The 25429-nt window shown below is 39.1% G+C and carries 20 protein-coding genes and 4 pseudogenes; 16 read left to right on the forward strand and 8 right to left on the reverse strand.

The window, feature by feature from the left end; all coding sequences use genetic code 11:
• Positions 1-46: 46 nt before the first annotated feature.
• Entirely contained in the window at positions 47-994 is a 948-nt protein-coding gene (locus EZY12_06880; protein ID QSX69351.1) for an ATP-binding protein, read from the reverse strand.
• A 295-nt stretch (positions 995-1289) separates the two neighbouring features.
• Between EZY12_06880 and EZY12_06885 the strand changes: the two are divergent.
• The 6 genes and pseudogenes from EZY12_06885 (at position 1290) to EZY12_06910 (ending at position 10169) form a co-directional block, all read left to right on the forward strand.
• Positions 1290-1949 (forward strand): annotated as a pseudogene (locus tag EZY12_06885) (DUF4347 domain-containing protein).
• Positions 1950-2951: 1002 nt separating this feature from the next.
• Positions 2952-4772: a hypothetical protein gene (locus EZY12_06890; GenBank protein ID QSX70552.1), complete on the forward strand. Its 1821-nt coding sequence runs from the start codon at positions 2952-2954 to the stop codon at positions 4770-4772.
• Positions 4773-5475: 703 nt separating this feature from the next.
• The gene (gene purD / locus EZY12_06895; protein QSX69352.1) at positions 5476-6756 is read left to right on the forward strand and encodes a phosphoribosylamine--glycine ligase; all 1281 of its coding nucleotides are present in this window, start codon (positions 5476-5478) and stop codon (positions 6754-6756) included.
• Between the two features lie 651 nt (positions 6757-7407).
• Positions 7408-9420, forward strand: a complete 2013-nt coding sequence (locus EZY12_06900) for a cation:proton antiporter (protein QSX69353.1) — start codon at positions 7408-7410, stop codon at positions 9418-9420.
• Between the two features lie 34 nt (positions 9421-9454).
• Positions 9455-9664, forward strand: coding sequence for a hypothetical protein (locus EZY12_06905; GenBank protein QSX69354.1), 210 nt, complete (start codon positions 9455-9457; stop codon positions 9662-9664).
• Entirely contained in the window at positions 9654-10169 is a 516-nt protein-coding gene (locus EZY12_06910) for a hypothetical protein (protein QSX69355.1), read from the forward strand. Before EZY12_06905 ends, EZY12_06910 begins: the two co-directional genes overlap by 11 nt.
• Positions 10170-10351: 182 nt before the next feature.
• Here the strand turns inward: EZY12_06910 and EZY12_06915 are convergent.
• A pseudogene (locus tag EZY12_06915) lies at positions 10352-10426 on the reverse strand (DUF29 domain-containing protein).
• Positions 10427-10483: 57 nt separating this feature from the next.
• A complete protein-coding gene (locus tag EZY12_06920) occupies positions 10484-10723 on the reverse strand; it encodes an RNA chaperone Hfq (GenBank protein QSX70553.1) in 240 nt (79 codons plus the stop codon).
• 105 nt (positions 10724-10828) lie between these two features.
• On the opposite strand from EZY12_06920, the gene EZY12_06925 reads away from it, so the two are divergent.
• From EZY12_06925 to EZY12_06940, 4 genes are all read left to right on the forward strand, one after another.
• The gene (locus EZY12_06925) at positions 10829-11668 is read left to right on the forward strand and encodes a diaminopimelate epimerase (GenBank protein QSX69356.1); all 840 of its coding nucleotides are present in this window, start codon (positions 10829-10831) and stop codon (positions 11666-11668) included.
• A gap of 141 nt (positions 11669-11809) precedes the next feature.
• Positions 11810-13153: a histidine phosphatase family protein gene (locus EZY12_06930; GenBank protein QSX69357.1), complete on the forward strand. Its 1344-nt coding sequence runs from the start codon at positions 11810-11812 to the stop codon at positions 13151-13153.
• A gap of 71 nt (positions 13154-13224) precedes the next feature.
• The gene (locus EZY12_06935) at positions 13225-13668 is read left to right on the forward strand and encodes a DUF29 domain-containing protein (protein ID QSX69358.1); all 444 of its coding nucleotides are present in this window, start codon (positions 13225-13227) and stop codon (positions 13666-13668) included.
• A gap of 299 nt (positions 13669-13967) precedes the next feature.
• Positions 13968-14840, forward strand: coding sequence for a hypothetical protein (locus EZY12_06940; GenBank protein ID QSX69359.1), 873 nt, complete (start codon positions 13968-13970; stop codon positions 14838-14840).
• Between the two features lie 127 nt (positions 14841-14967).
• On the opposite strand, the gene EZY12_06945 is transcribed toward EZY12_06940, so the two are convergent.
• From EZY12_06945 to EZY12_06965, 5 genes and pseudogenes are all read right to left on the reverse strand, one after another.
• Positions 14968-16194 carry a murein transglycosylase A gene (locus EZY12_06945; GenBank protein QSX69360.1) on the reverse strand — a complete coding sequence of 409 codons (1227 nt, stop codon included), beginning with the start codon at positions 16192-16194 and terminating at the stop codon, positions 14968-14970.
• Between the two features lie 3 nt (positions 16195-16197).
• Positions 16198-16446, reverse strand: coding sequence for a hypothetical protein (locus tag EZY12_06950; GenBank protein QSX69361.1), 249 nt, complete (start codon positions 16444-16446; stop codon positions 16198-16200).
• Between the two features lie 512 nt (positions 16447-16958).
• Positions 16959-17725 (reverse strand): annotated as a pseudogene (locus tag EZY12_06955) (hypothetical protein).
• Positions 17726-18192: 467 nt separating this feature from the next.
• Positions 18193-19743: pseudogene (locus EZY12_06960) on the reverse strand (tetratricopeptide repeat protein).
• Between the two features lie 107 nt (positions 19744-19850).
• Complete coding sequence (locus EZY12_06965) at positions 19851-20309, reverse strand: NADAR family protein (protein QSX69362.1); 459 nt, start codon at positions 20307-20309, stop codon at positions 19851-19853.
• A gap of 80 nt (positions 20310-20389) precedes the next feature.
• Here EZY12_06965 and EZY12_06970 point away from each other — a divergent pair, with 80 nt between their 5' ends.
• From EZY12_06970 to EZY12_06995, 6 genes are all read left to right on the forward strand, one after another.
• On the forward strand, positions 20390-20998 hold the full coding sequence (locus tag EZY12_06970; protein QSX69363.1) for a DUF4129 domain-containing protein: 609 nt from the start codon (positions 20390-20392) through the stop codon (positions 20996-20998).
• A gap of 46 nt (positions 20999-21044) precedes the next feature.
• Positions 21045-22139, forward strand: a complete 1095-nt coding sequence (locus EZY12_06975; protein QSX69364.1) for a DUF4350 domain-containing protein — start codon at positions 21045-21047, stop codon at positions 22137-22139.
• A 160-nt stretch (positions 22140-22299) separates the two neighbouring features.
• A complete protein-coding gene (locus EZY12_06980; GenBank protein QSX69365.1) occupies positions 22300-23253 on the forward strand; it encodes a MoxR family ATPase in 954 nt (317 codons plus the stop codon).
• A 13-nt stretch (positions 23254-23266) separates the two neighbouring features.
• Entirely contained in the window at positions 23267-24586 is a 1320-nt protein-coding gene (locus tag EZY12_06985; GenBank protein QSX69366.1) for a DUF58 domain-containing protein, read from the forward strand.
• 99 nt (positions 24587-24685) lie between these two features.
• On the forward strand, positions 24686-25165 hold the full coding sequence (locus EZY12_06990; GenBank protein QSX69367.1) for a helix-turn-helix domain-containing protein: 480 nt from the start codon (positions 24686-24688) through the stop codon (positions 25163-25165).
• A 3-nt stretch (positions 25166-25168) separates the two neighbouring features.
• Positions 25169-25378 carry a hypothetical protein gene (locus EZY12_06995; protein ID QSX69368.1) on the forward strand — a complete coding sequence of 70 codons (210 nt, stop codon included), beginning with the start codon at positions 25169-25171 and terminating at the stop codon, positions 25376-25378.
• Positions 25379-25429 lie beyond the last annotated feature (51 nt).

Raw genomic sequence — 25429 nt, forward strand, 5'->3', positions numbered from 1 at the left:
CTACATTAAATCCAAATCTTTTATATAATTAATTTTCCTTGCCTACCTATGATGTATTTTCTGCTAAAAACTTACCAATATCCCCATTATATAAATGAATTATAGAAACAATTATTTGTTTAACTTTCAAAGGATTATTATTACAGAAATTACATAAATCATGTTTTTCTTGATCAGTTCCCCTTAGTGGTTGTGATTCTATCAGAGACAAGGCTATTTCTGAGGAATTAGACAACTTTAAACAACGTACTGATGATAGCCAATATTCTAAAAAAGTGAATTCTTGATGTTGTTCTCGACTGGTGAAAATCACACAACTTTGATGATAGGTTTCAGCAATTATTTTGATGAATTGCATATATTTTAGATGATCAATATCTACATGATCCAAAATAATCAGACAACGATGGGTACGCAAATAATAGATAATTTGATTGATATTGAGTTTGTTTTCTTTGTGATGGGAGAATAAAGATAACAAGTCAGTCATCATACTATCAAAACATGGAACTGTCGGTACTGAACGCCAAAAAACGTAATTAAATTGATTCTGAATTTGTTTTGCTAGTTGAGTAGCTAAGGTTGTTTTCCCAACTCCACCTATACCGAATAATCCTAGTAAGCGACAACCATCTTGTAAAATCCATGACTGCAATTGTGTCAGTTCTTGGCTATATCCGTAAAATGCTGAAATATCAATTGCAGTTCCCCAGTCTGGGAATTGATTTAAATTTGGTTTTTTTTTGCGTATTTGTGCGTATGCGGGGGGGGGGGTAAATATTACTTCAGCACTGGTAGTAATTTCTTGCCAATCTAGATTTAATCGCCGACATAGTTCTTCAAAGGTTGCATAACTAACAGGTTTACCAGTCAGGAAGTTGCTAATTGTAGCTAAAGATAATCCGGTATCATGAGCTAAGGCTCTTTGGTTGGGGTAGCCATTGCGTGTGAGTGCTATATTAACTTTTTTAATACAGTCATGACTTACTTTCAATGACTTACTTTCAATGACTTTGACATTATATAAATAATAATTTACCTAATGGTAGCAATAATCCAGTCTTTCCGGAAGATTTGGCTAAATTTCAGATGTTATGGGTGATATCTTCTCATGATCAGTGCGCCATGTAAATCTATCTTTAGATAGATGACATGGTTGTTTTGTACTTAGGTCAAAATTAGCTCTCAACTCAGATGAAGTCAGATGAAATCAGTGTTTCTCAGTACGGAAGTTAGTACATGGTTTGGTAGATTAGAAAAATCAACTATTTAATTAATACAGAGTTATCATGGCAAAATCCATCAAAACCGTCGTTTTCATTGATCCCAATGTTACAGACTGGCAGAATTTAGTTAATGGTGTCGAACCTGGCTCACTCGTGTTTATTCTTGACCCCAGACGGGACGGCATTAGGCAAATTACCGATAAATTAGCAGCACTGACAGATATTGATAGTGTTCAGATTATTTCTCACGGTGGAGAGGGTAGTTTATCCCTTGGTTCAACTCAGTTGAACTCAGCAAACCTCAATAGCTATAGTTCACAATTGCAGCAGTGGGGTCAATCTCTCACCTCTACAGGAGACATTCTGCTGTATGGTTGTGATGTGGCTCAGGGATTTGTAGGTAAAGCTTTTGTCCAGCAAATAAGTCAGTTGACTGGGGCTGATGTAGCTGCATCTGATGACCTGACTGGTAGTGCGGCATTAGGTGGAGACTGGCTGTTAGAATATGCGACTGGATTAATTGAAGCGCCTCTGGCTTTACAGGTTCAGGCAATGGAGGCTTATACTTCTGTTTTACCAAATTATATTCTAGGTGGATATATAGGCTCTTGGAATCTTAATTCCTCCACTCTCACCACCACCCCATTTAATAAATTAACACATTTATTCTACTCTTTTGCAGATGTTAATACACAAGGTAATGTTACACTACCTAATGATGGAGATGGCTACAATGATATCAGCAAGCTTCAACAAATTAAGGCTCAAAATCCCAACCTGAAAATCCTCATTTCTATTGGTGGAGCAAACGAGTTCGATTTCTCTGCTGCGGCTGCTACAGTGCAGTCTAGAGCAAACTTCACTCAGTCTGCTATCCAATTGATGAAGACTAATGGATTTGATGGCATAGATATTGACTGGGAATTTCCTCAAGCAAACGAGGATAATAATTACATTCAATTGCTGGCACAATTGCGGCAACAAATAAATCAAGCATCTCAAAATGATGGCAAGCAATATCTCCTAACTACAGCTTTTTCTGCGTCTCCTTACCATTTGTCCGCATCTGATTATGGAGCAAACCCCTATGATTTCAGCCCACAAGATTTGAAAGCAACTTCTGATTATGTGGACTTTATCAATGTCATGAGTTATGACTACCACGGACCTTGGGAAGCTTCCACCAATCATCAGTCAGCTTTGTACAAGAGTACAAATGATAACACTTATAATTCTGCTAAATTAAATACTGATTGGGCAATTCAACGTTATCTGAGCGCTGGAGTTCCAGCTACAGATATTGTCTTGGGCGCTCCACTTTATGGACACACCTGGACTGGAGTTAATGCCGGCAGCAACAATGGACTATTTCAGCCAGGTACGGCTGGTACTGATCTCACCTATCAGGAACTATATAATCGATTGGGGACAAATGGCTATCAATCGTTCTGGGATAATAGCGCCAAAGTTCCCTATATTTATAGTTCTCAAACAAAGGTGTTTAGCACCTATGAAAATAACCAATCAATTTTGGGGAAAACTGATTATGTCAAACAACAAGGACTCGGTGGTGCGTTCTTCTGGGAAATCACCCAAGATTTGCCCATAACTAATCCTGATTCCTTAATCAATGTTGCCGCGACAAACTTGGGAATTAATAGTAATGTTAGCATTACCCTAGCCGTATCACCCAATAGCGTCACTGAAGATGGTACAGCCAACCTCATTTACACCTTCACCCGCACCGGAGCGACAACCAACGCCTTGACCGTTAACTATGGCATCACTGGGACAGCAGATAGTAGCGACTATACAGGAGCAACACCAGGAACAGGAAAAACTATTACCTTTGCGGCGGGTGCAAATACAGCCACTTTAACTATTGACCCCACAGCCGATACCACCGTTGAAAGTGATGAAACCGTTGCTTTAACTCTAGCTACAGGCACAGGTTACACCGTTGGTACAACCACAGCCGTGACGGGAACTATTACTAATGATGATGTTGTTGCTTCTCCCACCATTACCCTAGCCGTATCACCCAGTAGCGTCACTGAAGACGGTACAACCAATCTCATCTACACGTTTACCCGCACAGGAACGACAGCCAACGCCTTGACCGTTAACTATGGCGTTGCGGGTACAGCCACATTTAATAATGACTATACTCAAATAGGTGCAGCCAGTTTCACCGCTACCACCGGAACTATTACCTTTGCAGCCGGAAGTAGTGCAAAAACTCTGACTATTGACCCCACAGCAGATACCACTGTGGAAGGTAATGAAATTGTGGCTGTGACTCTAGCTACAGGAACAGGTTACACCGTTGGTACAACTACAGCCGTCACGGGAACGATTACTAATGATGATGTTGTTGCTTCTCCCACCATTACCCTAGCCGTATCTCCCAGTAGCGTCACTGAAGATGGTACAACCAATCTCATTTACACATTCACCCGTACAGGAACTACCACAAACGCTTTAACCGTTAACTATGGCGTTGCGGGTACAGCCACATTCAACACCGACTACAGCCAAATAGGTGCGACAAGTTTTGCGGCTACCACTGGCAGTATTACCTTTGCTGCTGGAAGTAGTACAAAAACTCTGACTATTGACCCCACAGCAGATACCACTGTAGAAACTGATGAAACTGTGGCTGTGACTCTAGCTACAGGAACAGGTTACACCGTTGGTACAACTACAGCCGTCACGGGAACGATTACTAATGATGATGTTGTTGCTTCTCCCACCATTACCCTAGCCGTATCACCCAGTAGCGTCACTGAAGACGGTACAACCAATCTCATCTACACGTTTACCCGCACAGGAACGACAGCCAACGCCTTGACCGTTAACTATGGCGTTGCGGGTACAGCCACATTCAATAATGACTATACTCAAATAGGTGCAGCCGGTTTCACCGCTACCACCGGAACTATTACCTTTGCTGCTGGAAGTAGTACGAAAACTCTGACTATTGACCCCACAGCAGATACCACTGTGGAAAGTAATGAAACCGTGGCTTTAACTCTAGCTACAGGAACAGGTTATACCATTGGTACAACTACAGCCGTGACGGGAACTATTACTAATGATGATACGGCTGGACCATTAACCTTAACCGGAGATGCAACCAATAATAACCTAGTCGGAGGTTCTGGAAATGACACCTTCTTGGGATTAGGAGGACAGGACACTCTGACAGGTGGACTTGGTGCAGACAGGTTCAGGTTTAATTCTCCCACCGAAGGCATGGACACCATCACCGACTTTTCTAAGACACAAGGAGACAAGATAGAATTGTTTGGAACTGGCTTTAATTCTCTGGTGTGGACAGACGGGGTAAGTAATGCACTAGCTCCCAGTGTATTTTCTATGGGTACAAGTGCCAATTCTTGGACTAATAGCATTATCTATAATAATAGTAATGGTATCGTCTATTTTGATGCTGATGCTTTGGGTTCTGGTTCACAGGTAGCATTAGCTCAACTTTCCCCAGGACTAAATCTCACTAACCAAGACTTTATTGTTAGTTGGGTTTAGTTTCTAGATATCTCCCAAAAATCATGTAGGGACGTTTTATGAAACGTCTCTACATCAGCATTAAACCATCCTGTAATTGATGCGATATGTAAGGGTTTAGCAGTGCTAAACCCCTTAACAGGTGACAAGTTATCTATCACTTATTTGTCAATTTGTCAATAGGGAATTTTTGCGATCGCTCAAATTAGATCATTTCTGAGCAAATTTATGGCTAAAATTGTTGAAGAAATAGCTATTAATTTTGTAAAGTTTTGTATTAGCCTGGGAAATTAATTTCTGAAACTACTATCTATAAAGGGTTTGAGACTAACATCTTTTGAAAGATCCAAAATTGACAATAGTAACCCAATTGTGAAATTCTCTGAAATTATAGCAAATCGCGGAAAGTATTGCAACCTCGTTGATAAATAGAAAAGATTCTCAATTAATTATTAAGGAAATATAAAGGCAAATTGCTAAAAGTTATAAATATCAAAAGTATTCTTGATTTTATATAATTCAAGCTTATCATTAAGCCATTATATTATTTAATAAAACTAAGAGCATATTATTAGATTATAGTTGTGCGATAGCGAAGTGCTGCTGCAAGCAGTTCGCTCTTTCGGTACACAAACAAACCTTAAATCTAGCCAGATTAACAGCTTGGACAATTGAAGATGGTATCATATATTCTCGTTTTGCTTGATTACGCGCGAGGAAATAAGTGAAAGTTTTAGTTATCGGGAATGGGGGACGAGAACACGCTCTAGCGTGGAAATTGCTGCAATCTGATAAAATCGAGCAAGTGGTCTGTGTGCCAGGTAATGGTGGTACTGCAACTATGCCCGGTTGTGAAAACTTGCCCTTAGCAGTGGATGATTTTGCTGGTATTAGCGAATATGCGGTAAAGAATGATATTCCTCTAGTAATTGTTGGTCCAGAAGTACCTTTAGCTCAGGGAATTACTGATTATCTGCAAAATCAAGGCTTAATGGTATTTGGTCCAAATAAGGAAGGGGCGCAAATAGAAGCAAGTAAAGCCTGGGCTAAAACCTTAATGGCAGAAGCGGGAGTTCCCACAGCCAAAGCTGCGGTATTTACAGAATCAACACCAGCAAAAGCCTACATCAAATCCGAGGGCGTGCCAATTGTGATAAAGGCTGATGGTTTAGCTGCTGGTAAAGGTGTTACAGTTGCCGAAACCATTGCCCAAGCTGAAGCAGCAATTGAGGCAATTTTTCAAGGACAATTTGGATCTGCTGGTAGTTCCGTTGTCATTGAAGAATGTTTAGTGGGACAAGAAGTATCTGTTTTAGCTTTAACTGATGGTTTAACCATTCGTCCATTGTTACCCGCTCAAGATCATAAACGGGTTGGCGAAGGTGATACCGGAGACAATACAGGAGGTATGGGTGCTTATGCTCCTGCCCCTATTGCCACACCGGAATTAATGGCACGGGTACAAACAGAAGTATTAGAAAGAACTATCACAGCTTTACGTGCTAGGGGGATTGACTATCGAGGTATTTTGTATGCTGGGTTAATGATTTCACCTGATGGTGATTTTCGCGTTTTAGAATTCAACTGTCGCTTTGGTGATCCAGAAACACAGGTGATTTTACCAATGCTAGAAACACCGTTGGAAGATTTGATCTTAGCTTGCATAGAACAGCGGTTAGGCGATATGCCCCCTATTGCTTGGAAACAAGGGGCTGCGGCGACGGTGGTAGCTGCTGCTGGTGGTTATCCGGGAGAGTATAGCAAGGGTGAGGTAATTACTGGTTTTGCCGCAGCAGAGACAACTGGGGCGACTGTGTTTCATGCAGGGACAAAGTTAAATGCAGCCCAAGAAATTGTGACCAATGGCGGTAGGGTGTTAAATGTGACAGGCTTAGGTGAGAATTTTCAGCAAGCGATCGCTCAAGCTTATGCAGGTATAGAAAATATTCAATTTGCTCAAATGTATTACCGCAGAGATATTGGACACAGGGTTCATAATTCCTAGGGTGTGTTAGCGATAGCGTAACGCACCATCTTAATCTATCAAGGTGCGTTACGAACTTCGTTCTAACGCACCCTACAATGGTTTCTAATCATCCAAATTTTTTATAAGAGCATCCGGTAAGCGTAAAACTCAGTGTCTTTAGACCTGAGATATAAGCGACTCGTGCGGTTTTAACCGCATAGAGTTTTTCTTTTTGTAAAGATTGGTTAAAGTACGTAAAGAGTTATCGCCTTTGTACTTAATGGTGTTACACTGTTCACAACAGGAACGGTAATCAACCTGTCTAAAAACCTAGCTGCCTAATGGCAATCTGTACCTTGACAATTGAAGATATGGGGTTCTATTCCATAGTTCTAGTGACTGCCCTCCGAATAGGTAAAATCTTCATGGGAGCTAGACGACACAGGATTTAAATTCAATCAAAATTTGCAGCAATGCAACTACCTCCGGGCAGGAGGAAAGTTAACGCTTGGGGAGAGAACCACCTCTGACTTAGATACCGCAAGGGGTCTAAGCTAAGTGGACTCGTTGAACCAAGAATCTCAGCGGCTTTAGCCCTGAGAGTGTCAATCTGTGTATCCTAACCCTCCCCGCAAACAGATAAAACTTTGTATGCTGAATCTATATGGTTCTTCATAGTTTTTAAAGTTAGTGCAAGAAGATTTTCGCTTAATTGTTGACTTAGTTTTGGTGTTTGCTGTCGCCGCTGGTGGTGGATTATTAGCTGCACTGTTAAAACAACCCGTTTTACTGGGATATCTTATCGGTGGTATGGTTGTTGGTCCCTCTGGGCTGAGGCTGATTAAAGAACTTATCCAAGTGGAAACCTTGGCTCAGTTTGGTGTGGCGTTCTTGTTGTTTGCTTTAGGTGTAGAGTTTTCTTTGACGGAACTCAAGAAAGTGAAAGCGATCGCCCTGGGAGGTGGTACTTTACAAATTATCCTCACTATTCTGATCACTGTCTTGGTGTGCGGTGTCACCGGTGCTTGGGGAACTTTACCCGCTAAAGGTGTATTTTTGGGTTCGATTTTGTCTTTGTCTTCCACTGCTGTGGTTCTTAAATGCCTCATGGAACGCAATGAGACGGAAACACCCCACGGACAGGTAATGCTGGGGATTCTGGTTGTCCAGGATTTGGCTTTGGGATTAATGTTAGCTGTATTACCAGCCCTTCATGAACCAGGAGAAGTCATTGGTATCGCTGTGCTAATGGCATTGCTGAAAATTGGTTTATTTGCGGCTGGGGCAGTTGTGGCGGGGATTTGGTTAATTCCCCCTTTACTAAGATTATTCGCCAGTACGGAAAGCAAAGAGTTATTTTTATTAGGCGTAGTTACGATCTGTTTAGGAATTGCCCTATTTACAGAATCTTTAGGACTATCTATTGAAATGGGGGCATTTGTCGCCGGTTTAATGATTTCTGAAGTGGAATATGCTGATGAAACTTTGACTATTGTTGAACCTCTGCGGGATATATTTGCTAGTTTATTTTTTGTTGCCATTGGGATGTTAATTGACCCAGTATTTTTGTGGCAAAATCTGGAATTAATTCTCGGATTAGTCGCTTTAGTTTTTGTGGGTAAGTTTTTAATTATTACTCCTTTAGTAATGTTATTCCGCTATCCTTTGAAAACAGCTTTAATTACTGGTTTAGGACTGGCGCAAATTGGGGAATTTTCCTTTGTTCTCGCTAGTGAAGGTCAAGCTTTGGGTTTGGTTTCTCGGCGGATATATTTACTAATTTTAGGAACTACTGCTGTAACTTTAATCCTGACTCCTTTTATCTTGCGATTAGTCCCATTTTTATTCGATTTTGCTGAATCTATGCCTTGGCTAAAACCATATTTAGTAGATGATCAAGTTCGTGATGTTTCCGAAGATTTACCCCAGAAAAATCATATTGTAGTTTGTGGTTATGGACGACTGGGAAAGAATTTAGTCAAGTTATTACAACAATATGAATTACCTGTAGTAGTTATTGATCAATCAGAAAGTCGTATTCAACAGTTACGGGATGCAGGAATACCTTATGTTTATGGAAATGGTGTCAGTCTTCATGTTTTAGAAACTGCCGGAGTAAGTCATGCCCAAGGTATGGCGATTGTTCTTCCTGATTCTGCCAGTATTCGGTTATGTTTAAAACGGGCTTTGGAAGTATGTCCAGAATTAGATACAGTTGTCCGTGCTACCCAAGATAAAAATATTGAATTGCTTTATCAATTAGGGGCAAAGGAAGTCGTCCAGCCAGAATTTGAAGCTAGTTTAGAAATGGCTACTCATCTCTTAATTACTGTGGGTTTATTACCAGAAGTAGTACAACAGAAAATGCAGCAAATTCGCCAAGATCATTATTTGGATTTACGCCCTGAAAGTTCTGCTGCTGAAGTTTCTCGATATTTACAAAAAGTTACTCGTGATCTGAATCGCCGTTGGTATGACTTACCAGCAAATTCACCTTTGATTGGGATGACTTTAGAGGAAGTCAATATGCGTTATTTAACTGGGGTGAGTTTAATGGCTATTCGTCGCGTCAATGGGGAAGAAATTGATTATCCTGATAGTCAAACTACATTTCTTTTAGGCGATCGCTTATTAGTGGTAGGATCAGATGATGAATTAACAGCTTTAGTGGAATTTGCCGAGGGAAAAATCACTATTAAGTAACGATAGTGCCAATAATTCCGGCTTTTATCTATTTATGGGCAAAAAATATGATCTTAAACAGGTTGACTCAATCTCTAAGGAGTTTCGTATGTCAGCCGAATTAAGAAATGCTTTTGGTATCTTTCTTGAAGAAGAAAAAAGAAATGGTTATGGTGGAACTTTAAATGATAGAGGCGATTTTACTTATGGTGAACTTCGTCAGAAAGCTAAGGAATTTTTAGAGGATATTAATCATGAAATCTAAAACATCTCTTGCAAATTTACAACCAAATTTAAATCAAATTATTCCAGTAATTACCAAACCAATTATTGGGGAAATTTGTCATCAGATTAGATTTAGTTATGGTGATGAATTACGGTTAGATTTTGGTAAAATGTCTGCCTATACTCATCCTAAATTAGCGCATTTATGCAAAGGAAGTTGGCAATTTGGCACAAAAGCAACACCTTGGATTTTAAAGCAAGGAAATCAAGTCTTAATTTCTTCACTGCTAGAAAATAATATAGATAATGCAAAACTATATTTACAGCAATTGGAAAATAAAAAATTGATTAATCTGATGATTGATGCTGATAATAATATTAATATAACTTTGTGCTTTGAGGGTGATTATCAACTGACTTTAGAACCAGATTTACACGATGATTCTGGGCTTACTTATTGGGAATTGTTCATGCCAACTGAGCAAATTTTGACCGTCGGACCTGGGCTTTTTTGGGAGTGTAAATCAATTCATGAAGGTTATTAAAATTAATCTTCCCGGTGTTATGAGGTACAAAAACCCCACCCCCAACCCCCTCCCCGCAAGCGATGAGGGGGCTAAGATGTACCTCATAAGAGCAAAAACCGCTGTATTCTAGAAGCTATCTGACTATTCCCCAAATATGTAAAGTGAATTTTATCCCTTGTAGGGTGCGTCTATTTCATTAACTTTCCTGTTCTTAACAACTGTGCTTGTTCTTGTGTCCAAGCATAAAAATCTTGCTCAGGGGTAGTTGAGTTCATATCCTAATTTCTTTAAGAAGTCGGGGATATAACTATTCTACAGCCCCAACTTCAATACTAACCTCTTTCAGCTACCATATCACCTAATGGTTTTATGTAAGCGATCGCTTGTTTCCAAACTGTAATTTGCTCATTATTACCATCAAAAATACATATACAATTATGGTCTTGCCAAAATACACGACCTGTGATCAAATCACCAGTCATTAACTTAAATTCGACCATTACTTTTTCTTTAATACACCTTTGCACTTGACGAGTGCTAGGTAGTGACGTATCAAATTGATTACTTGCCATTTTTTGATTAGTAGTTGGTGTTTGGTGGCTCATTAAAAAATGATTAATTCCCCAGTTTTTGAATAAAATTAATGAATCTTTGATAAATTATTTGAACAAAGCAAAATGGCAATCGAATTTACTAAGTACCACGGACTCGGTAATGATTTTATCCTCATTGATAACCGTTCCTCATTGACACCAGTATTGACACCCGCACAAGCAGTTCAGTGGTGCGATCGCCATTTTGGTATTGGAGCAGACGGTGTTATTTTCGCACTTCCTGGACAAAATGGCACGGATTACACCATGCGGATTTTTAACTCCGACGGTTCAGAACCAGAAATGTGTGGTAATGGAATTCGCTGTTTAGCGGTATTTTTGACAGAATTAGAAGGCATTGCCCGCACCAAAGATAAATATCGTATTCATACTTTAGCAGGTGTAATTACACCCCAACTCACAGATGAAGGTCAAGTAAAAGTAGATATGGGTGAACCCCGATTATTAGCAGGAGAAATTCCTACAACTTTAGCACCTAGTGAATTTCAAGTTATTAATCAACCCTTAGAAGTAGCTGGAAAAACCTGGGATGTTACCTGTGTGAGCATGGGAAATCCCCACTGTATTACCTTTGTCGAAGATGTCGCAGCCATTGATTTAGAAAACATTGGCTCCCAATTTGAAAATCATCCCGTATTTCCCAAAAAAACCAACACCGAATTTATGGAAATAGTCAATCGTAACTATTTGAAAATGCGAGTTTGGGAACGGGGGGCAGGAATTACCTTAGCTTGTGGGACAGGGGCTTGTGCATCCTTGGTAGCGGGAGTATTGAATGATAAATGCGATCGCACTGCTACTATCGAATTACCAGGTGGACCCCTAGAAATTGAATGGTCAGAAATTGACAACCGGATTTACATGACAGGCCCAGCAGAACGAGTATTCACAGGTAAATATTAAAATTTTAAACCCTGTAGGGGCGGGGTTTCCCCGCCCTCAATAATTCTTTTTCCCTGTTTCCTATTCCCTGTTCCCTGTTCCCTATTCTTCCTGAGACATTTTGCAGTAAAATTATGGCTTTGATATAAAGGAAGACAAAAAATGACCCGTGTGATCATCGTGCGTCATGGTCAAAGTACCTACAATATAGAAAAACGTATTCAAGGACGGACAGATGCCTCATCATTAACCGAAAAAGGTCGTAATGATGCCATTCAATCAGGTAAAGCCCTTAGTAGTATTGCATTTGACGCTATTTATAGTAGTCCCCTCCAACGAGCCAAATCAACAGCCGAAATTATTGGTAGTCAATTAGCTGCACAATCTGCGGTTATTCAAATTGATGAACAGTTGGTAGAAGTTGATTTACCCCTGTGGGTAGGAATGACGACAAGTGAAGTCAAAGACAAGTTTACAGAAGATTACAGTACCTGGAAAGAACGTCCCCACGAATTCAGAATGCTTATCAATGAAGCATCAGGAACTAAAGAACATTTCCCCGTACTGGCTTTATATGCCCAAGCCAAACAGTTTTGGCAAGAAATTCTCTCCCAACATCAAGGCGAAACCATCCTGATTGTTGGTCATAATGGCATTAATCGCGCCTTAATTAGCACAGCTTTGGGAATTTCCCCCAGTCGCTACCATTGTTTACAACAATCTAACTGTGGAATTAGTATCTTGAATTTTGCAGGTGGTTTAGGTGAACCAGTGCAGTTAGAATCCATGAATCAAACCCAACATCTGGGTGAAACTTTTCCTTCCTTGCGTCCTGGTCATCAAGGGGTAAGATTATTATTAGTCCGTCACGGTGAAACTGAATGGAATCGTCAAGGTAAGTTTCAAGGACAAATTGATATTCCCCTTAATGATAATGGCAGAAACCAAGCCGGAAAAGCCGCAGAATTTCTCAAAGACGTAAATATTGACTTTGCTGTTAGTAGCACCATGTCCCGTCCCAAAGAAACAGCGGAAATTATCTTAAAGTATCATGCTAGTTTAAAACTAGAATTATTTGATGGTTTAAGAGAAATTAGTCATGGACTTTGGGAAGGAAAATTTGAATCAGAAATTGAGCAAGAATTTCCTGGAGAATTAGAAAGTTGGCGGACAATACCCGCCGAAGTGCAAATGCCAGAAGGGGAAAATTTAGAACAAGTAAAAAAACGTAGTGTTGCCGATTGGAATACCATAGTTAAAAATGCTCAAGCGCAGCCATTACAACTAGGATTAGTAGTAGCCCATGATGCCACTAATAAAACCTTGTTGTGCCATATTCTCGGTTTATCCAATGAGAATTTCTGGAATTTCCGTCAAGGTAATGGGGCTGTGAGTGTCATTGATTATCCTGATGGTATTCAAGGTTATCCAGTGCTGCAAGCCATGAATATTACCGGACATTTAAGTAATAGCGTTCTTGATAAAACTGCCGCCGGGGCGTTATAATTTAGACAATAATTAGGGTAATTCATCAATTACCCTAACACTAATTTTATTTTGAGGAGTAAGAGGTATTTATGCAAACTTTATGCCCTTTTCTCTATGACGAAGATTTTAATTTATGGGTTGAATCAACTATTGAATTATTACAACAAAAAAGATTTGATGAATTAGATATTGAGAATCTGATTTCCGAAGTAGAAACTATGGGTAATAATGATAAAAAATCAGTTAAAAGTAACTTACGAATATTATTAATGCACCTGTTAAAATGGCAATATCAACCAGATAAACGCACAAATATTTGGCGGACAACCATTAAGGAACATCGTAACCGATTAGAAGATGATTTTGCCAATAGTCCCAGCTTAAATAATTATTTTTTAGAAATATTTGATGAATGTTATCAAAAAGCCAGAGATTTAGCATCATCAGAAACTGGTTTATCTCTGACTGTATTTCCTGTTCAATGTCCTTTTGATATTCATCTTGTGATCAAATCTGACTTTTTCCCAAATTAAAATGAAGTGCTACTTCACCTCATAAATCAACCGATACAAAAAAGTTAACTAATGTCAATTAACCTTCTTCCTTCTTCCTTCTTCCTTCGTCTCTTCGTCCCTATATCCCTCCGGGACGCTCCGCGAACGTGGTTTATTTCCTCTTATTTCACTCATGCAATAATTATACCTAATTGCCACTGACTAGACAGAAATTGTGATCATCTAATTCAAAATATGCCTAATATCTGATGATAGGTGGTACAAAATATGGTACAAAAGATAGACTATAAGACTAAACACACTGATATTCTAAAATCATGAAAGCATCTGCTAAATTCGACTTTGAAGACGAAAAATTTAACGCCCCACCTTCCCAAATGATCCCCTGGGGTTTAATCATCAATCCTCGCTATGGTTCGGACGGGTTACAGAGTTATGGTTTAGCGATTAAACTTGATAATGCCCAATCTGTTGGGTTTAAACCAGATGATAACTGGCAACAGGTAGAGCATGAATTTAGTTCTGGAGAAGTAGACACAATATTTATTACTACTACGCCTCGATTAGTTATAGTGCGTCGTGGTCCATTATCTGTGCAAGATCGGGAAACCAAGATCAGACTAGGTACTTACAAAGATTACAAAGAAGAGTTTTTAGCTGATAAACTTAAATTTAAAATTTATACTCGCCATTTAATTTTTTTAGTAGGTGAAGATAAAAAGTTTTTACATCAATCACCTCTGCAATTAACTCTAAGTGGTTCACCCGGCGCTAGTTTTGGAAAAAATTATGCTGAATACCAACAAGGGCGAATTACTGGCGGTTTTGCTGGGGAATTAGAAAAAGCTTATGCTGGTTTTCAAAAGAAACCAGTAACTCCAAAGGGTCCTTTATTTCATGCTCATGGAATTTTTTGCCCCATTATTGAACCTGAAGAAAGAGGCATAGAACCGAATATTGCTTTGGTAGCTTCAACTGTAGATTATAAACATCCCACAGTTTCAACATTAATAGATTATATGATTGCCTCAGATTCTCCTGAGTCAGAAATAATTTGTAAGACTTTTGAAGAATACAAAGAATTTGGTAAGGAAGTGATTAAACCAGAAGCTTCTAAAGTAGAAACGCCTGGTGCTACTAATTCTTATGTGTATGCAGATGAGGATGAATTTGGTTATCCACCGTATTAAGTCATGACTGGGCGCAATTAGATCATGACTGGGCGCAATTAGATCATGACTGGGCGCAATTAGATCATGACTGGGCGCAATTAGATCATGACTGGGCGCAGGCCCTGCGCCCCTACTTCGGTGACTCCTATTCTTTGAGTAGTAAATAGAATAGTAAACCATTGCCGCCAGAAATACCAGCGCGATCGCCTGCTAGTTGACCCGAACCTATGAAATAATCTACTCTTCCTGGTCCTTTAATTGCACTGCCTGTATCCTGATCTAATACAAAACGATTAACTAGACGCGGTTCTAGTTTGCCATTACTAGTAGGATAAGGAAATGAATTGATAATCAGTGCCAGTGCGCCCGGTGGCATGACAGATTTATCTGTAGCAATGGAACGTTCCGGGGTGACAGGGACAAGAAGACTACCTGTAGCTGCTGTACCATTAGTTTCTTCAAAGAAAACAAATCTTTCCCAACGAGGTAAATAATTACTTAATTCTTTGGGATGTTGACGGAAATAAGTAATTAACTTAGGCATAGTTAAACCGCTAAGTGGCAGTTTGCCATCTTTTGCTAGTTCTTTACCGATAGATGTCCAAGCATAATCAGTTCCTCCCGCATAACCAACAGAGGTTTTTTGCCCATTAGTTAATTTAATTTGGGCAGAACCTTGGATATGAACCATGTATGGATCTAAACGATTACTAAACCAGACAATTTCTGACCCTCGTAACTTACTTTTATCCCCTAGCAACCCATTTTTGCCTTCCAAATCAATCCGTTTGGGATGAGGTTTTGGCCATTTCTGAAAATCTGGTGGCAGACGATAAAGAGGATACTTGTATAAAGCAGTTCTAACTCGGCTGGCAATATACACAGGTTCATAATACGCTGTGAACTTAACAGTTCCCTTCCCATCATTGCCAACAGACTGATAAAAGACAAACTCCCGACGCACAGCAGCTTGTAGTTCAGCCGCTGACCTAGAACTAACAACAAGTTGCCGAAAGCGTACCAAACTCCGACGGACCCGATTTAGGGTAATTCCCTTAATTGGATAATTTTGATAAGCTTCAACGGCTTTATTCCTGGCCAAATAGCCCAAACTATTATCTATTGAAGTTAGCAGAGCTTGTTTATCCCCTCCTCTACCCCAAAGCTGTTCGTCAAAACCCAAGCAATTTTGGGGTGTACAAACACTGTCTAAATCAATGGGTTCGAGTGCTGGTAATACTGCTGGTGGTACTTCAGGGGTTACTGGTATTGTAATTGGCTGCGAATTAGGAGCTTGAGCTACAACTGAGGAAAGTGGATTTATAAAGGCAATTCCCAGGCTTAAGGCCAGCAAAGTCAAGTTTTTTCTCATTTTTTATCTTTCAATACTGGAATTAAAAATTGGTTCTACCCGAATCCCTGCAATCTTAGACGGACGTACCACCATATATTCTCCCTGAATATTCTTAATCGGTACGCTAATAAAATCATTAGATGCGGATTTTGGCACAAGCTCACCGCTGTACCACTTTTGAAATTCTTGAATAGTAGGAAAACGCACCTCTTCCCGATGTCCATTGTCTAAAAGCAGAAAGACAGCATACTCGTTTGGAGTTCTAGGCATAAATTTACACTACTAAAGATATATTAACTCCATTGTTAACCACGTTACACCACTTTGAAAAGAGGAAATTGAGAATACAGCAGAAGTTACAAGAATATCCGGTAAGCGTAAAGCTCAGTCCTTTTAGGGCTGAGATATAAGCGACTCGAGTGACTTTAGTCACGTAAGAAATTAACTGGTCGCAGTAGATGTGATATAATAGAAGCAACTCCATAATTATAAGTATAACTAAACAGCGTAAAAACTTAACTAGATTTGTTAAGTGCGTAGTCATACCTAACGGTATTGCAGTTTAGGAAAGCTAGATTTGGTAAAAGATAAAATGTCAATATCGAGTACGGTAGGGATACGGTCATTAACGCTTTAGGAGAATCGACCTCTATTTTTGTTGGAGTAATCCTGCTTAAACAAGTCGGCTCATTGATTAAAGAATCTCAGTGTCTTTAGACCTGAGAGTGTCAATTCGTCATCTCGTCAAAAATCAGGAGCAAATTTCGTACCTCTTTCAAAACTCAAAATAATCTAAACTTAGCTAATTGGGTTTTAATCATCCCTGTCAGCATTTGATTAAGTTCTGTACTGTCTTGAAATTGTAAAAATTGCTGGGTAGGTAAATCAAAGGCAAATTGTCCATCTAAGTCTGGGCGTTGCATTTGCACTAGTAAAATCTGTTCAGATTTTTTAGTGTGAATAGCATAACCCATTTCTATACAAACATTAGGACTGGGAATTAGTTGATTTGTTTCCTGACCTTCAAAGCTAGTTATAGGTGTAATATCGGCAATAAATAATAAACTCTTGCGAATTTTTCTCGTACTGGTGGAACTTAGACGAAGAGGAGAATTTTGAGGACGAGTTGATTCTACTAATGTTAGGGGAAAACGCGATCGCTCATTTATGGTTTTTAAACTGGTAAGTAATTCTTCTTTGAGGATATGATTGGCTGTCTCATATTCAGTTTGATAACAGAAATATATTGTTGGATCTAACTGAGCTAATAGAGCCTGTTTGGTAAAATAAATTTCATGACTAATCAAGTCAATATTCGCTACGGAATATCCACCACTACCTTCAATATAAAACTCAATATTTTCCCCTTCTAGATATCTGCCAAACCACGTTGATGTTTTTACTGCGTCGCTTTCCTCTAAAAAGTCTGCTCGCAATCCTGATTTTAATAAGCTTTTTTACTTAACCGAATATCTGGAGGACGTTTCTCCAATTCTATAATTGGTTCGTAATCTGGTAGATACCACGCTCTGAGCGCAATAATTGACATAAAACGCTATTTTTTCTGTGTCTTGCTATTCAATTATAGTACAAAATTAGTACAAAATTCCAAACAAACAAAAACAACACCCAGACATCTACTAGCTTGTTGATTTCCTCTCTTTGTTAACTCTAGCCAGGGATGTACTACCTTTCACCAACTTGATAAACAAGTGATGGAAACCAGTCACAGCGCCCCCTGATTTTCATTCATTTGAGGAAATATCAGCTTTCGCGTTGGGTGTTGTTGTTTGTTGACGAGACAGATGTATATTAAACAGCGATTTTACCTCTTTCTTTGCTTACGTTCTTTTTCTTCTTTCTCTCTAGCTGTTGTATCTGCCAGGGAAGCTCTAATGGCTTCAACTATTAGAATAACAACTTTAAATTCGTTTGGATATTTTTGCAATTAAACTTTACAAACAAAAAACATAAGTGAGCTTTAAAACCCTATACTTAAAACCCTCCTAATGCACGAATATTATCAAGAATGGTAACTTCTCCATAGGGATCGCCCACAGCCCGCATTAAAGGTAAAGCTTGGTTGTAAAAGACCAGTGCTTTTTGCTTTTCTCCTAAAGCAGAGTAGACAAGACCGATATTATTGAGAGTGATAGCTTCTCCATAGGGATCGCCTACAGCCCTAAGTATGGGTAAAGCTTGGTTGTAAAAGACCAGTGCCTTTTGCTTTTCTCCTAAATCAGAGTAGACAAGACCGATATTATTGAGAGTTGTAGCTTCCCGACCGCGATCACCTACAGCCCGACTTATGGATAAACTTTGGTTGTAAAAGACCAGTGCCTTTTGCTTTTCTCCTAAAGCATTGTAGACAGCACCGATATTATTGAGAGTGGTAGCTTCCCCACCGCGATCGCCCACAGCCCGATATATAGGTAAAGCTTGGTTGTAAAAGACCAGTGCCTTTTGCTTTTCTCCTAAATCAGAGTAGACACGACCGATATTATTGAGAGTGGTAGCTTCCCCACGGCGATCGCCCACAGCGCGACGTATGGGTAAGGCTTGGTTGTAAAAGTCCAGTGCCTTTTGCTTTTCTCCTAAAGTATCGTAGACAGCACCGATATTACTGAGAGTGGTAGCTTCCCCACCGCGATCGCCCACAGCCCGACGTAAAGGTAAAGCTTGATTGTAAAAGACCAGTGCTTTTTGCTTTTCTCCTAAAGCATTGTAGACACTACCGATATTATTGAGAGTGATAGCTTCCCCACCGCGATCGCCCACAGCCCGACGTATGGGTAAGCCTTGGTTGTAAAAGTCCAGTGCCTTTTGCTTTTCTCCTAAATCATCGTAGACAAGACCGATATTATTGAGAGTGACAGCTTCCCCACGGCGATCGCCCACAGCCCGACGTAAGGGTAAAGCTTGGTTGTAAAAGATCAGTGCGTTTTGCTTTTCTCCTAAATCAGAGTAGACACCACCGATATTATTGAGAGTGGTAGCTTGCCCACCGCGATCGCCTACAGCCCTAAGTATGGGTAAGGCTTGGTTGTAATAGTCTAGTGCCTTTTGCTTTTCTCCTAAATCATCGTAGACAGCACCGATATTATTGAGAGTGGTAGCTTCTCCACCGCGATTCCTACGGAGCGCTTCGCTATCGCCTACAGCCCTAAGTATGGGTAAAGCTTGGTTGTAAAAGATCAGTGCGTTTTGCTTTTCTCCTAAATCAGAGTAGACACCACCGATATTATTGAGAGTGGTAGCTTCCCCACGGCGATCGCCCACAGCCCGATACAATAATCTAGCCTCTTGCCATTTTTGAATTGCTTGTCGCAATGACTCTGCTGATCCTTGTTGATAAAGTGCCTGTCCCTCTTCCAAAAGCCGTACTGCATTTTCCTTTGTTGCTGCTGGAGATTGAGCAATTTTTGAGGAATCATCTTTTGCCAAAACACGGCTAGAGTCAGTAACTGCACTCACACAACCAAACAACAGAATACTAATAGACAAAGTTATATAGCCGTTACCTACCAGTAACACCAGCCAATTATGTTGTTGTTTTCTACTTTTCATCAGAATTACTACTTGGTAAAATTACAAACTCTGTTTAGAATATCAGCTTTTTGTGATGATACACTCAGTAAACAATATTTTATATAAGCGACCAGTATAAAAGGTTTTCATCTTTTCAAGAATTGTGAGCGGATTTCTGCACGTACACTCATGAGGATTTTACCGAGATGATTTTCTCCTGTATGATTTGCACCACAGCCCCAGAAACAGTCTGTAGGGGAATTTTCTATAAGCATTTCATCACCTGTAATTAATAATATTTCCCTAATATCAGCATGAGTGATAAATTTTTGTAGTACCCCAATCCGCATAACTTGAGTTTTCACCAATTCCCAATCTGGACGGAAACGACGAGAGGGACAACGCCCTAAAGCAGCAGCCTGTTCAGGACTAACAGCAGCGTGAATTAAAGGTATAATGGGAGCATCGGGACTACCAACAAACTTTTGTGCTTGATAATAATGCTCAACGGTTAGCCAGTCAGTACCGTCAATGTTAATACTGTGGGGAGAAAAGTTAGAAAAACAACCATAGGACTGGGAAACCTTATAAAAGTAAATAGTCATTTGCAAAATTCTCTTTTATACTAACATTAGCAAAACCAGTAATAATAAAAATAAATAAGTAAGTTGAGCCATTCTGTTTTATGTCTACAGATGCTTTTGAACAAACAAATTGGGCATGGAAGTTTTCTTTACTCCAACAACAAATAGGGGAATGGCTAGAATACCAATTTTCCCAGTTTCAAAAAACTTTACCAGCATTACCTCCTGGTTGGTCAATCAGTCCTTGGTTAAGTGATTTACTAAGAATCTTGTTTTGGCTAGGATTGGGTTTATTTGTGGTGTGGATAGGTTGGCGATTATGGCAAGAATTTAATCCTTATATTTACGGTTGGCTGAATGCAATTAATAATTCTTCGGGTTCTAGAGCCAAAGCTGATTCTAGGGAAACATCAATTGCTTTGTTGTTAAACCAAGCCCAGGAATTTCATCGGCAGCATAATTACACAGAGGCTTGTCGTTGTCTTTATTTAGCAATGTTGCAGCAATTGCATGAACAAGCGATCACCCTTCAACAACCCAGCCGTACAGATGGAGAATATCTACAATTACTTAAATCCTCCGTTACTCTTATTCAACCATATCAAACATTAATTACTACTCATGAACAATTGTGCTTTAGTAATAATGAGATATTGGCAGAAAATTATCAACAGTGTTGGCAAGCATATCAACAAATCTTCCAGCGATAATGATCATGAACAATATCAATAATTTCCATATTAATTCAGATAAATCATGAAACGCAATCAGCGTGTTGCTTGGTTGGGTGCGATAGTCTTAACTGTGATTATCTTACTGACTACTGTAGCAGCCCCAAATACCCAAATAACTAGTGGTTCTACTTATAGCCGCGCTCCTGATGGTTATGGTGCGTGGTATGCCTTTATGCAAGACCAAAATATTAGTATTCAACGTTGGCAAAAACCATTTAGTGATTTACCAACAACAAAAAACCCTGTGACATTAATACAAGTTAACAGCACCCTCAAAGATATAGAAACATATCCACAACAAGAAGAATGGGTAAAAAAAGGTAATAATTTAGTAATTTTGGGAATTAAACAACCAGTAACAGCAGCAGCATTTAGTACCCAACATCAATCAACTTGGGGAAAAGTAAAGATTGATACCAGTCGCCGACATAACACCTCAAGTGAGGAACAAGTCACCCTAGGAGACAAATTTGGGGCAGTGGTGTGGCAGAAAAAATCCGGCAAAGGAAAAGTAATTTTAGTAACAACATCATATTTAGCTGCCAATGCTTATCAAAACAACGACAGCAATTTTAAATTATTAGCAGAGTTAGTCAGCAAAAATAGTCAAAAAGTATTTGTAGACGAATATATACATGGCTATAAAGACAAAGATACTAAAAAAGCAGCGGGAGAAAACAGTGTATTCAATTATTTTGCAAAAACTCCCCTATTGCCAGCCTTTATCCAGCTAATTGTCCTATTATTGGTACTCATTTGGGCAGAAAATCGCCGCTTTGGTAAACCACTGACTTTAGAAATACCCGTCATAGATAATAGTCAGGCTTATATCCAAGCATTAGCGGGAGTCCTCCAAAAAGCAGAATCTAGTGATTTTGTTGTTGAAATGCTAGGAAAAGAAGAACAAATACAACTCCAGCAATCTTTGGGTTTGAGTAAAATTCCCCTAGACAATCAGGTTTTACTGAAAATCTGGGAAGAACAAACAGGAAATAGTTCAGAAAAACTTAATGCACTATTACAACTACCATTACAAAAACGCCGAATAACTGAACAAGAACTGATAAGCTGGTTGGAGAAATGGCGTAACTTACGAGAAACTAAAAAAACATTATAAACGGATTGGGCGACTAGAAGTCGCTACTACACAAGCAAAGTCCACCTGCGTGGACTAAGATGAATTTAACCCACGGAGGTGGGTTTTGTCTGTGTAGCTGCGACTTCTAGTCGCTAGGCATATAATTTTCTAATTTTTTATGTGTGAGTTATTGATAAATATGAATGAAACTAATAATTCCGTCTTAATTAATCTCAAAAAAGCAATTAATCAAATTGTTGTCGGCCAACCTGCTCTAATTAAACAGACATTAATTGCCTTATTAGCAGGTGGACACATCATTTTAGAAGGAGTTCCTGGCACAGGAAAAACTCTCTTAGTTAAAGTATTGGCACAGTTAATTCAATCCGATTTTCGTCGCATTCAACTAACTCCAGATGTTTTACCATCAGATATTACAGGTACGAATATTTTTGATTTAAATACCCGCGATTTTACTTTGAAAAAAGGGCCAGTATTTACGGAAATACTTTTAGCCGATGAAATTAATCGCACTCCTCCTAAAACCCAAGCTGCACTCTTGGAAGCAATGGAAGAAATGCAAGTTACCCTCGACGGGGAAAGTTTACCATTACCTGATTTATTTTGGGTAATAGCCACACAAAACCCTTTAGAATTTGAAGGAACTTATCCCTTACCAGAAGCACAGTTAGATCGGTTTTTATTTAAGTTAATTGTTGATTATCCAGAACAAGCAGCCGAAAAACAAATGTTATTAAATCGGCAGTCTGGTTTTACTGCTAAACGCTCGGATATTGCTAACTTAAAACCTATAACCACAATAGCTGATATTTTGGAAGCCAGACAAGCTGTAAAAGAAGTTCAAGTATCAGAATCAATAGTTGATTATTTATTAGAAATTGTCAGAAAATCTCGTCAATATCCTGATTTAGCTTTAGGTGCATCTCCTCGCGCTGCTGGTGCTTGGTTGCAAACTTCTCAAGCTGCTGCTTGGTTATCAGGCAGGAATTTCGTTACCCCAGATGATGTAAAATCAGTGGCTTCACCCTTATTACGTCATCGCTTATTATTGAAACCCGAAGCAATGTTAGATGGTTTACAAATTGATACAGTAGTTGCAGCAGTAATTAATCAAATTCCTGTTCCCAGATAACGAAACAAAAACGATGATTCCAGCGAAAAAAGTTTATTTTTTATTAATTGCGGGCATATTTATTGCCCCAATTCTATCTATGATTGTGGGAATTTTCCCAACCATCATCATCACTTGTTTATTTGATCTAACCGTTTTCATCTTAATGGTAGTTGATGGTTGGGGAATGAAAGCAAACCGAGTGCAAATTACCCGCGAATTACCATCACGTTTATCCATTGGTAGAGATAATCCAGTTATATTAAAAGTCCAAGGTGGGAAAATTGATACAGTTATTAAAATCCGCGATTATTACCCCGCAGAATTTGCTGTTTCTACAACCACAGTTACAGGTAATATTAATGCTAATCAAAACCAAGAATTAACTTACACTGTTTACCCAAATCAACGAGGAGAGTTTGCTTGGGGAAATATGCAAGTGCGACAATTAGGAATGTGGGGGTTAGTGTGGCATGATTGGCAAATTCCCCAAAGTACACAGGTGAAAGTATATCCTGATTTAGTGGGTTTGCGATCGCTCTCCATTCGTCTAACATTGCAATCATCAGGTTCTATCCGCAAAATTCGGCAAATGGGTATAGGTACAGAATTTGCAGAATTGCGAAACTATCGCAGCGGTGACGATTTACGATTTATTGATTGGAAAGCTACCGCTAGACGTAGTTATGGAAATACAGGGCCATTAGTCAGAGTTTTAGAACCAGAACAAGAACAAACATTATTGATATTACTAGATCGTGGCAGATTGATGACGGCAAAAGTTCAAGGTTTGCAACGATTTGACTGGGGTTTAAATACTACATTATCTTTAGCACTAGCAGGATTACACAGAGGCGATCGCGTTGGAATTGGTGTATTTGACAACAAATTGCATACGTGGATACCTCCAGAACGCGGACAAAATCATCTCAATCAACTCATTGATAAACTCACCCCCATTCAACCAGAATTACTCGAATCTGATTATTTAGGCGCTGTTACCCACGTCGTCAAACAACAAACCAGGAGGGCGCTTGTCGTCATCATTACGGACTTAGTTGATATCACCGCATCTTCCGAACTTCTGGCTGCTCTTACCAGACTAGCTCCCCGCTATTTACCCTTTTGCGTCACTCTCCGCGATCCTCAAGTTGACAATTTAGCACACACCTTTACGGAAGATGCTACACAATCTTATGTTCGCGCAGTTGCATTAGATTTATTAGCACAAAGACAGCTTGCTTTTGCCCAATTAAAACAAAAAGGAGTATTAGTTCTTGACGCACCAGCAAATCAAATTTCCGAACAATTAGTTGATAAATATTTACAACTTAAAGCCAGAAATCAGCTTTGAGGTATGTTTTTCAATATATTGTGTTAATTTTATTTATTTCGCTTCTTGCGTTTATTTTATATGGAGAGCATAATTAATGTATAGTCTTATATTAACTTTATGGCCATGAATAAAACTGATTTACCTAATTTTACTAACGTGATTACTCCCACAGAACAAGAGGCAATAATGGCCCAAGTGAGTAGTCAATCTCTAGCGTCTTACTTACCTTCATCAGAATCATCTCAAACTCTCAAAATTATATCTGAAGAAGGAGAAGGAGTAACGGTAAAAGTTCCTGCATCTGCTTTTCGTTTATTTATAGATATTTTGACACAAATGGCGAATGGTAATTCTGTTACTTTAATGCCAATTCATGCTGAATTAACCACCCAAGAAGCTGCTCAAATGCTTAATGTTTCCCGTCCTTATTTGCTTCAATTATTAGACTCTGGGGAAATTCCTTTTCGGAAAGTGGAAACTCGCCGAAGAATTTTATATCAAGATTTGATGGCATATAAAAATCTAATTGATGCTAAACGTAGAGAAACTTTAGCTGAATTAGCTAATCAAGCGCAAGAATTGAATATGGGATATTAAAGAATGCAAGGAAGTAGTTTTACAGTTGTTTATGATGCTTGTGTTTTATATCCTGCACCTCTAAGAGATTTACTGATGTGGTTAGCTTTGACAGATTTATTTCAGGCAAAATGGACTGAAAAAATTCATGAAGAATGGATGAATAATATTTTAAAAAATCGCCCTGATATTACAAAAGAAGGGAACAGGGAACAGGGAACAGGGAACAGATAAGAAACAAAAGTTGCTGAGTTTAAAGCTCAGTCAAAAAAAAGATGTTTTTTA

The sequence above is a fragment of the Dolichospermum sp. DET69 genome, from assembly GCA_017355425.1.
In the GTDB taxonomy this organism is placed as follows: Bacteria; Cyanobacteriota; Cyanobacteriia; order Cyanobacteriales; family Nostocaceae; genus Dolichospermum.

Bases quoted from the DNA above. Each gene is read 5' to 3' on its own strand.
- EZY12_06935 (QSX69358.1), top strand. From the start codon at position 13,225: ATGCAAACTTTATGCCCTTTTCTCTATGACGAAGATTTTAATTTATGG.
- EZY12_06975 (QSX69364.1), top strand. From the start codon at position 21,045: ATGAAACGCAATCAGCGTGTTGCTTGGTTGGGTGCGATAGTCTTAACT.
- EZY12_06930 (QSX69357.1), top strand. From the start codon at position 11,810: ATGACCCGTGTGATCATCGTGCGTCATGGTCAAAGTACCTACAATATA.
- EZY12_06995 (QSX69368.1), top strand. From the start codon at position 25,169: ATGCAAGGAAGTAGTTTTACAGTTGTTTATGATGCTTGTGTTTTATAT.
- EZY12_06910 (QSX69355.1), top strand. From the start codon at position 9,654: ATGAAATCTAAAACATCTCTTGCAAATTTACAACCAAATTTAAATCAA.
- EZY12_06925 (QSX69356.1), top strand. From the start codon at position 10,829: ATGGCAATCGAATTTACTAAGTACCACGGACTCGGTAATGATTTTATC.
- EZY12_06920 (QSX70553.1), bottom strand. From the start codon at position 10,723: ATGGCAAGTAATCAATTTGATACGTCACTACCTAGCACTCGTCAAGTG.
- EZY12_06985 (QSX69366.1), top strand. From the start codon at position 23,267: ATGATTCCAGCGAAAAAAGTTTATTTTTTATTAATTGCGGGCATATTT.
- EZY12_06980 (QSX69365.1), top strand. From the start codon at position 22,300: ATGAATGAAACTAATAATTCCGTCTTAATTAATCTCAAAAAAGCAATT.
- EZY12_06990 (QSX69367.1), top strand. From the start codon at position 24,686: ATGGCCATGAATAAAACTGATTTACCTAATTTTACTAACGTGATTACT.
- EZY12_06965 (QSX69362.1), bottom strand. From the start codon at position 20,309: ATGACTATTTACTTTTATAAGGTTTCCCAGTCCTATGGTTGTTTTTCT.
- EZY12_06945 (QSX69360.1), bottom strand. From the start codon at position 16,194: ATGAGAAAAAACTTGACTTTGCTGGCCTTAAGCCTGGGAATTGCCTTT.
- EZY12_06905 (QSX69354.1), top strand. From the start codon at position 9,455: ATGGGCAAAAAATATGATCTTAAACAGGTTGACTCAATCTCTAAGGAG.
- EZY12_06940 (QSX69359.1), top strand. From the start codon at position 13,968: ATGAAAGCATCTGCTAAATTCGACTTTGAAGACGAAAAATTTAACGCC.
- EZY12_06950 (QSX69361.1), bottom strand. From the start codon at position 16,446: ATGCCTAGAACTCCAAACGAGTATGCTGTCTTTCTGCTTTTAGACAAT.
- EZY12_06970 (QSX69363.1), top strand. From the start codon at position 20,390: ATGTCTACAGATGCTTTTGAACAAACAAATTGGGCATGGAAGTTTTCT.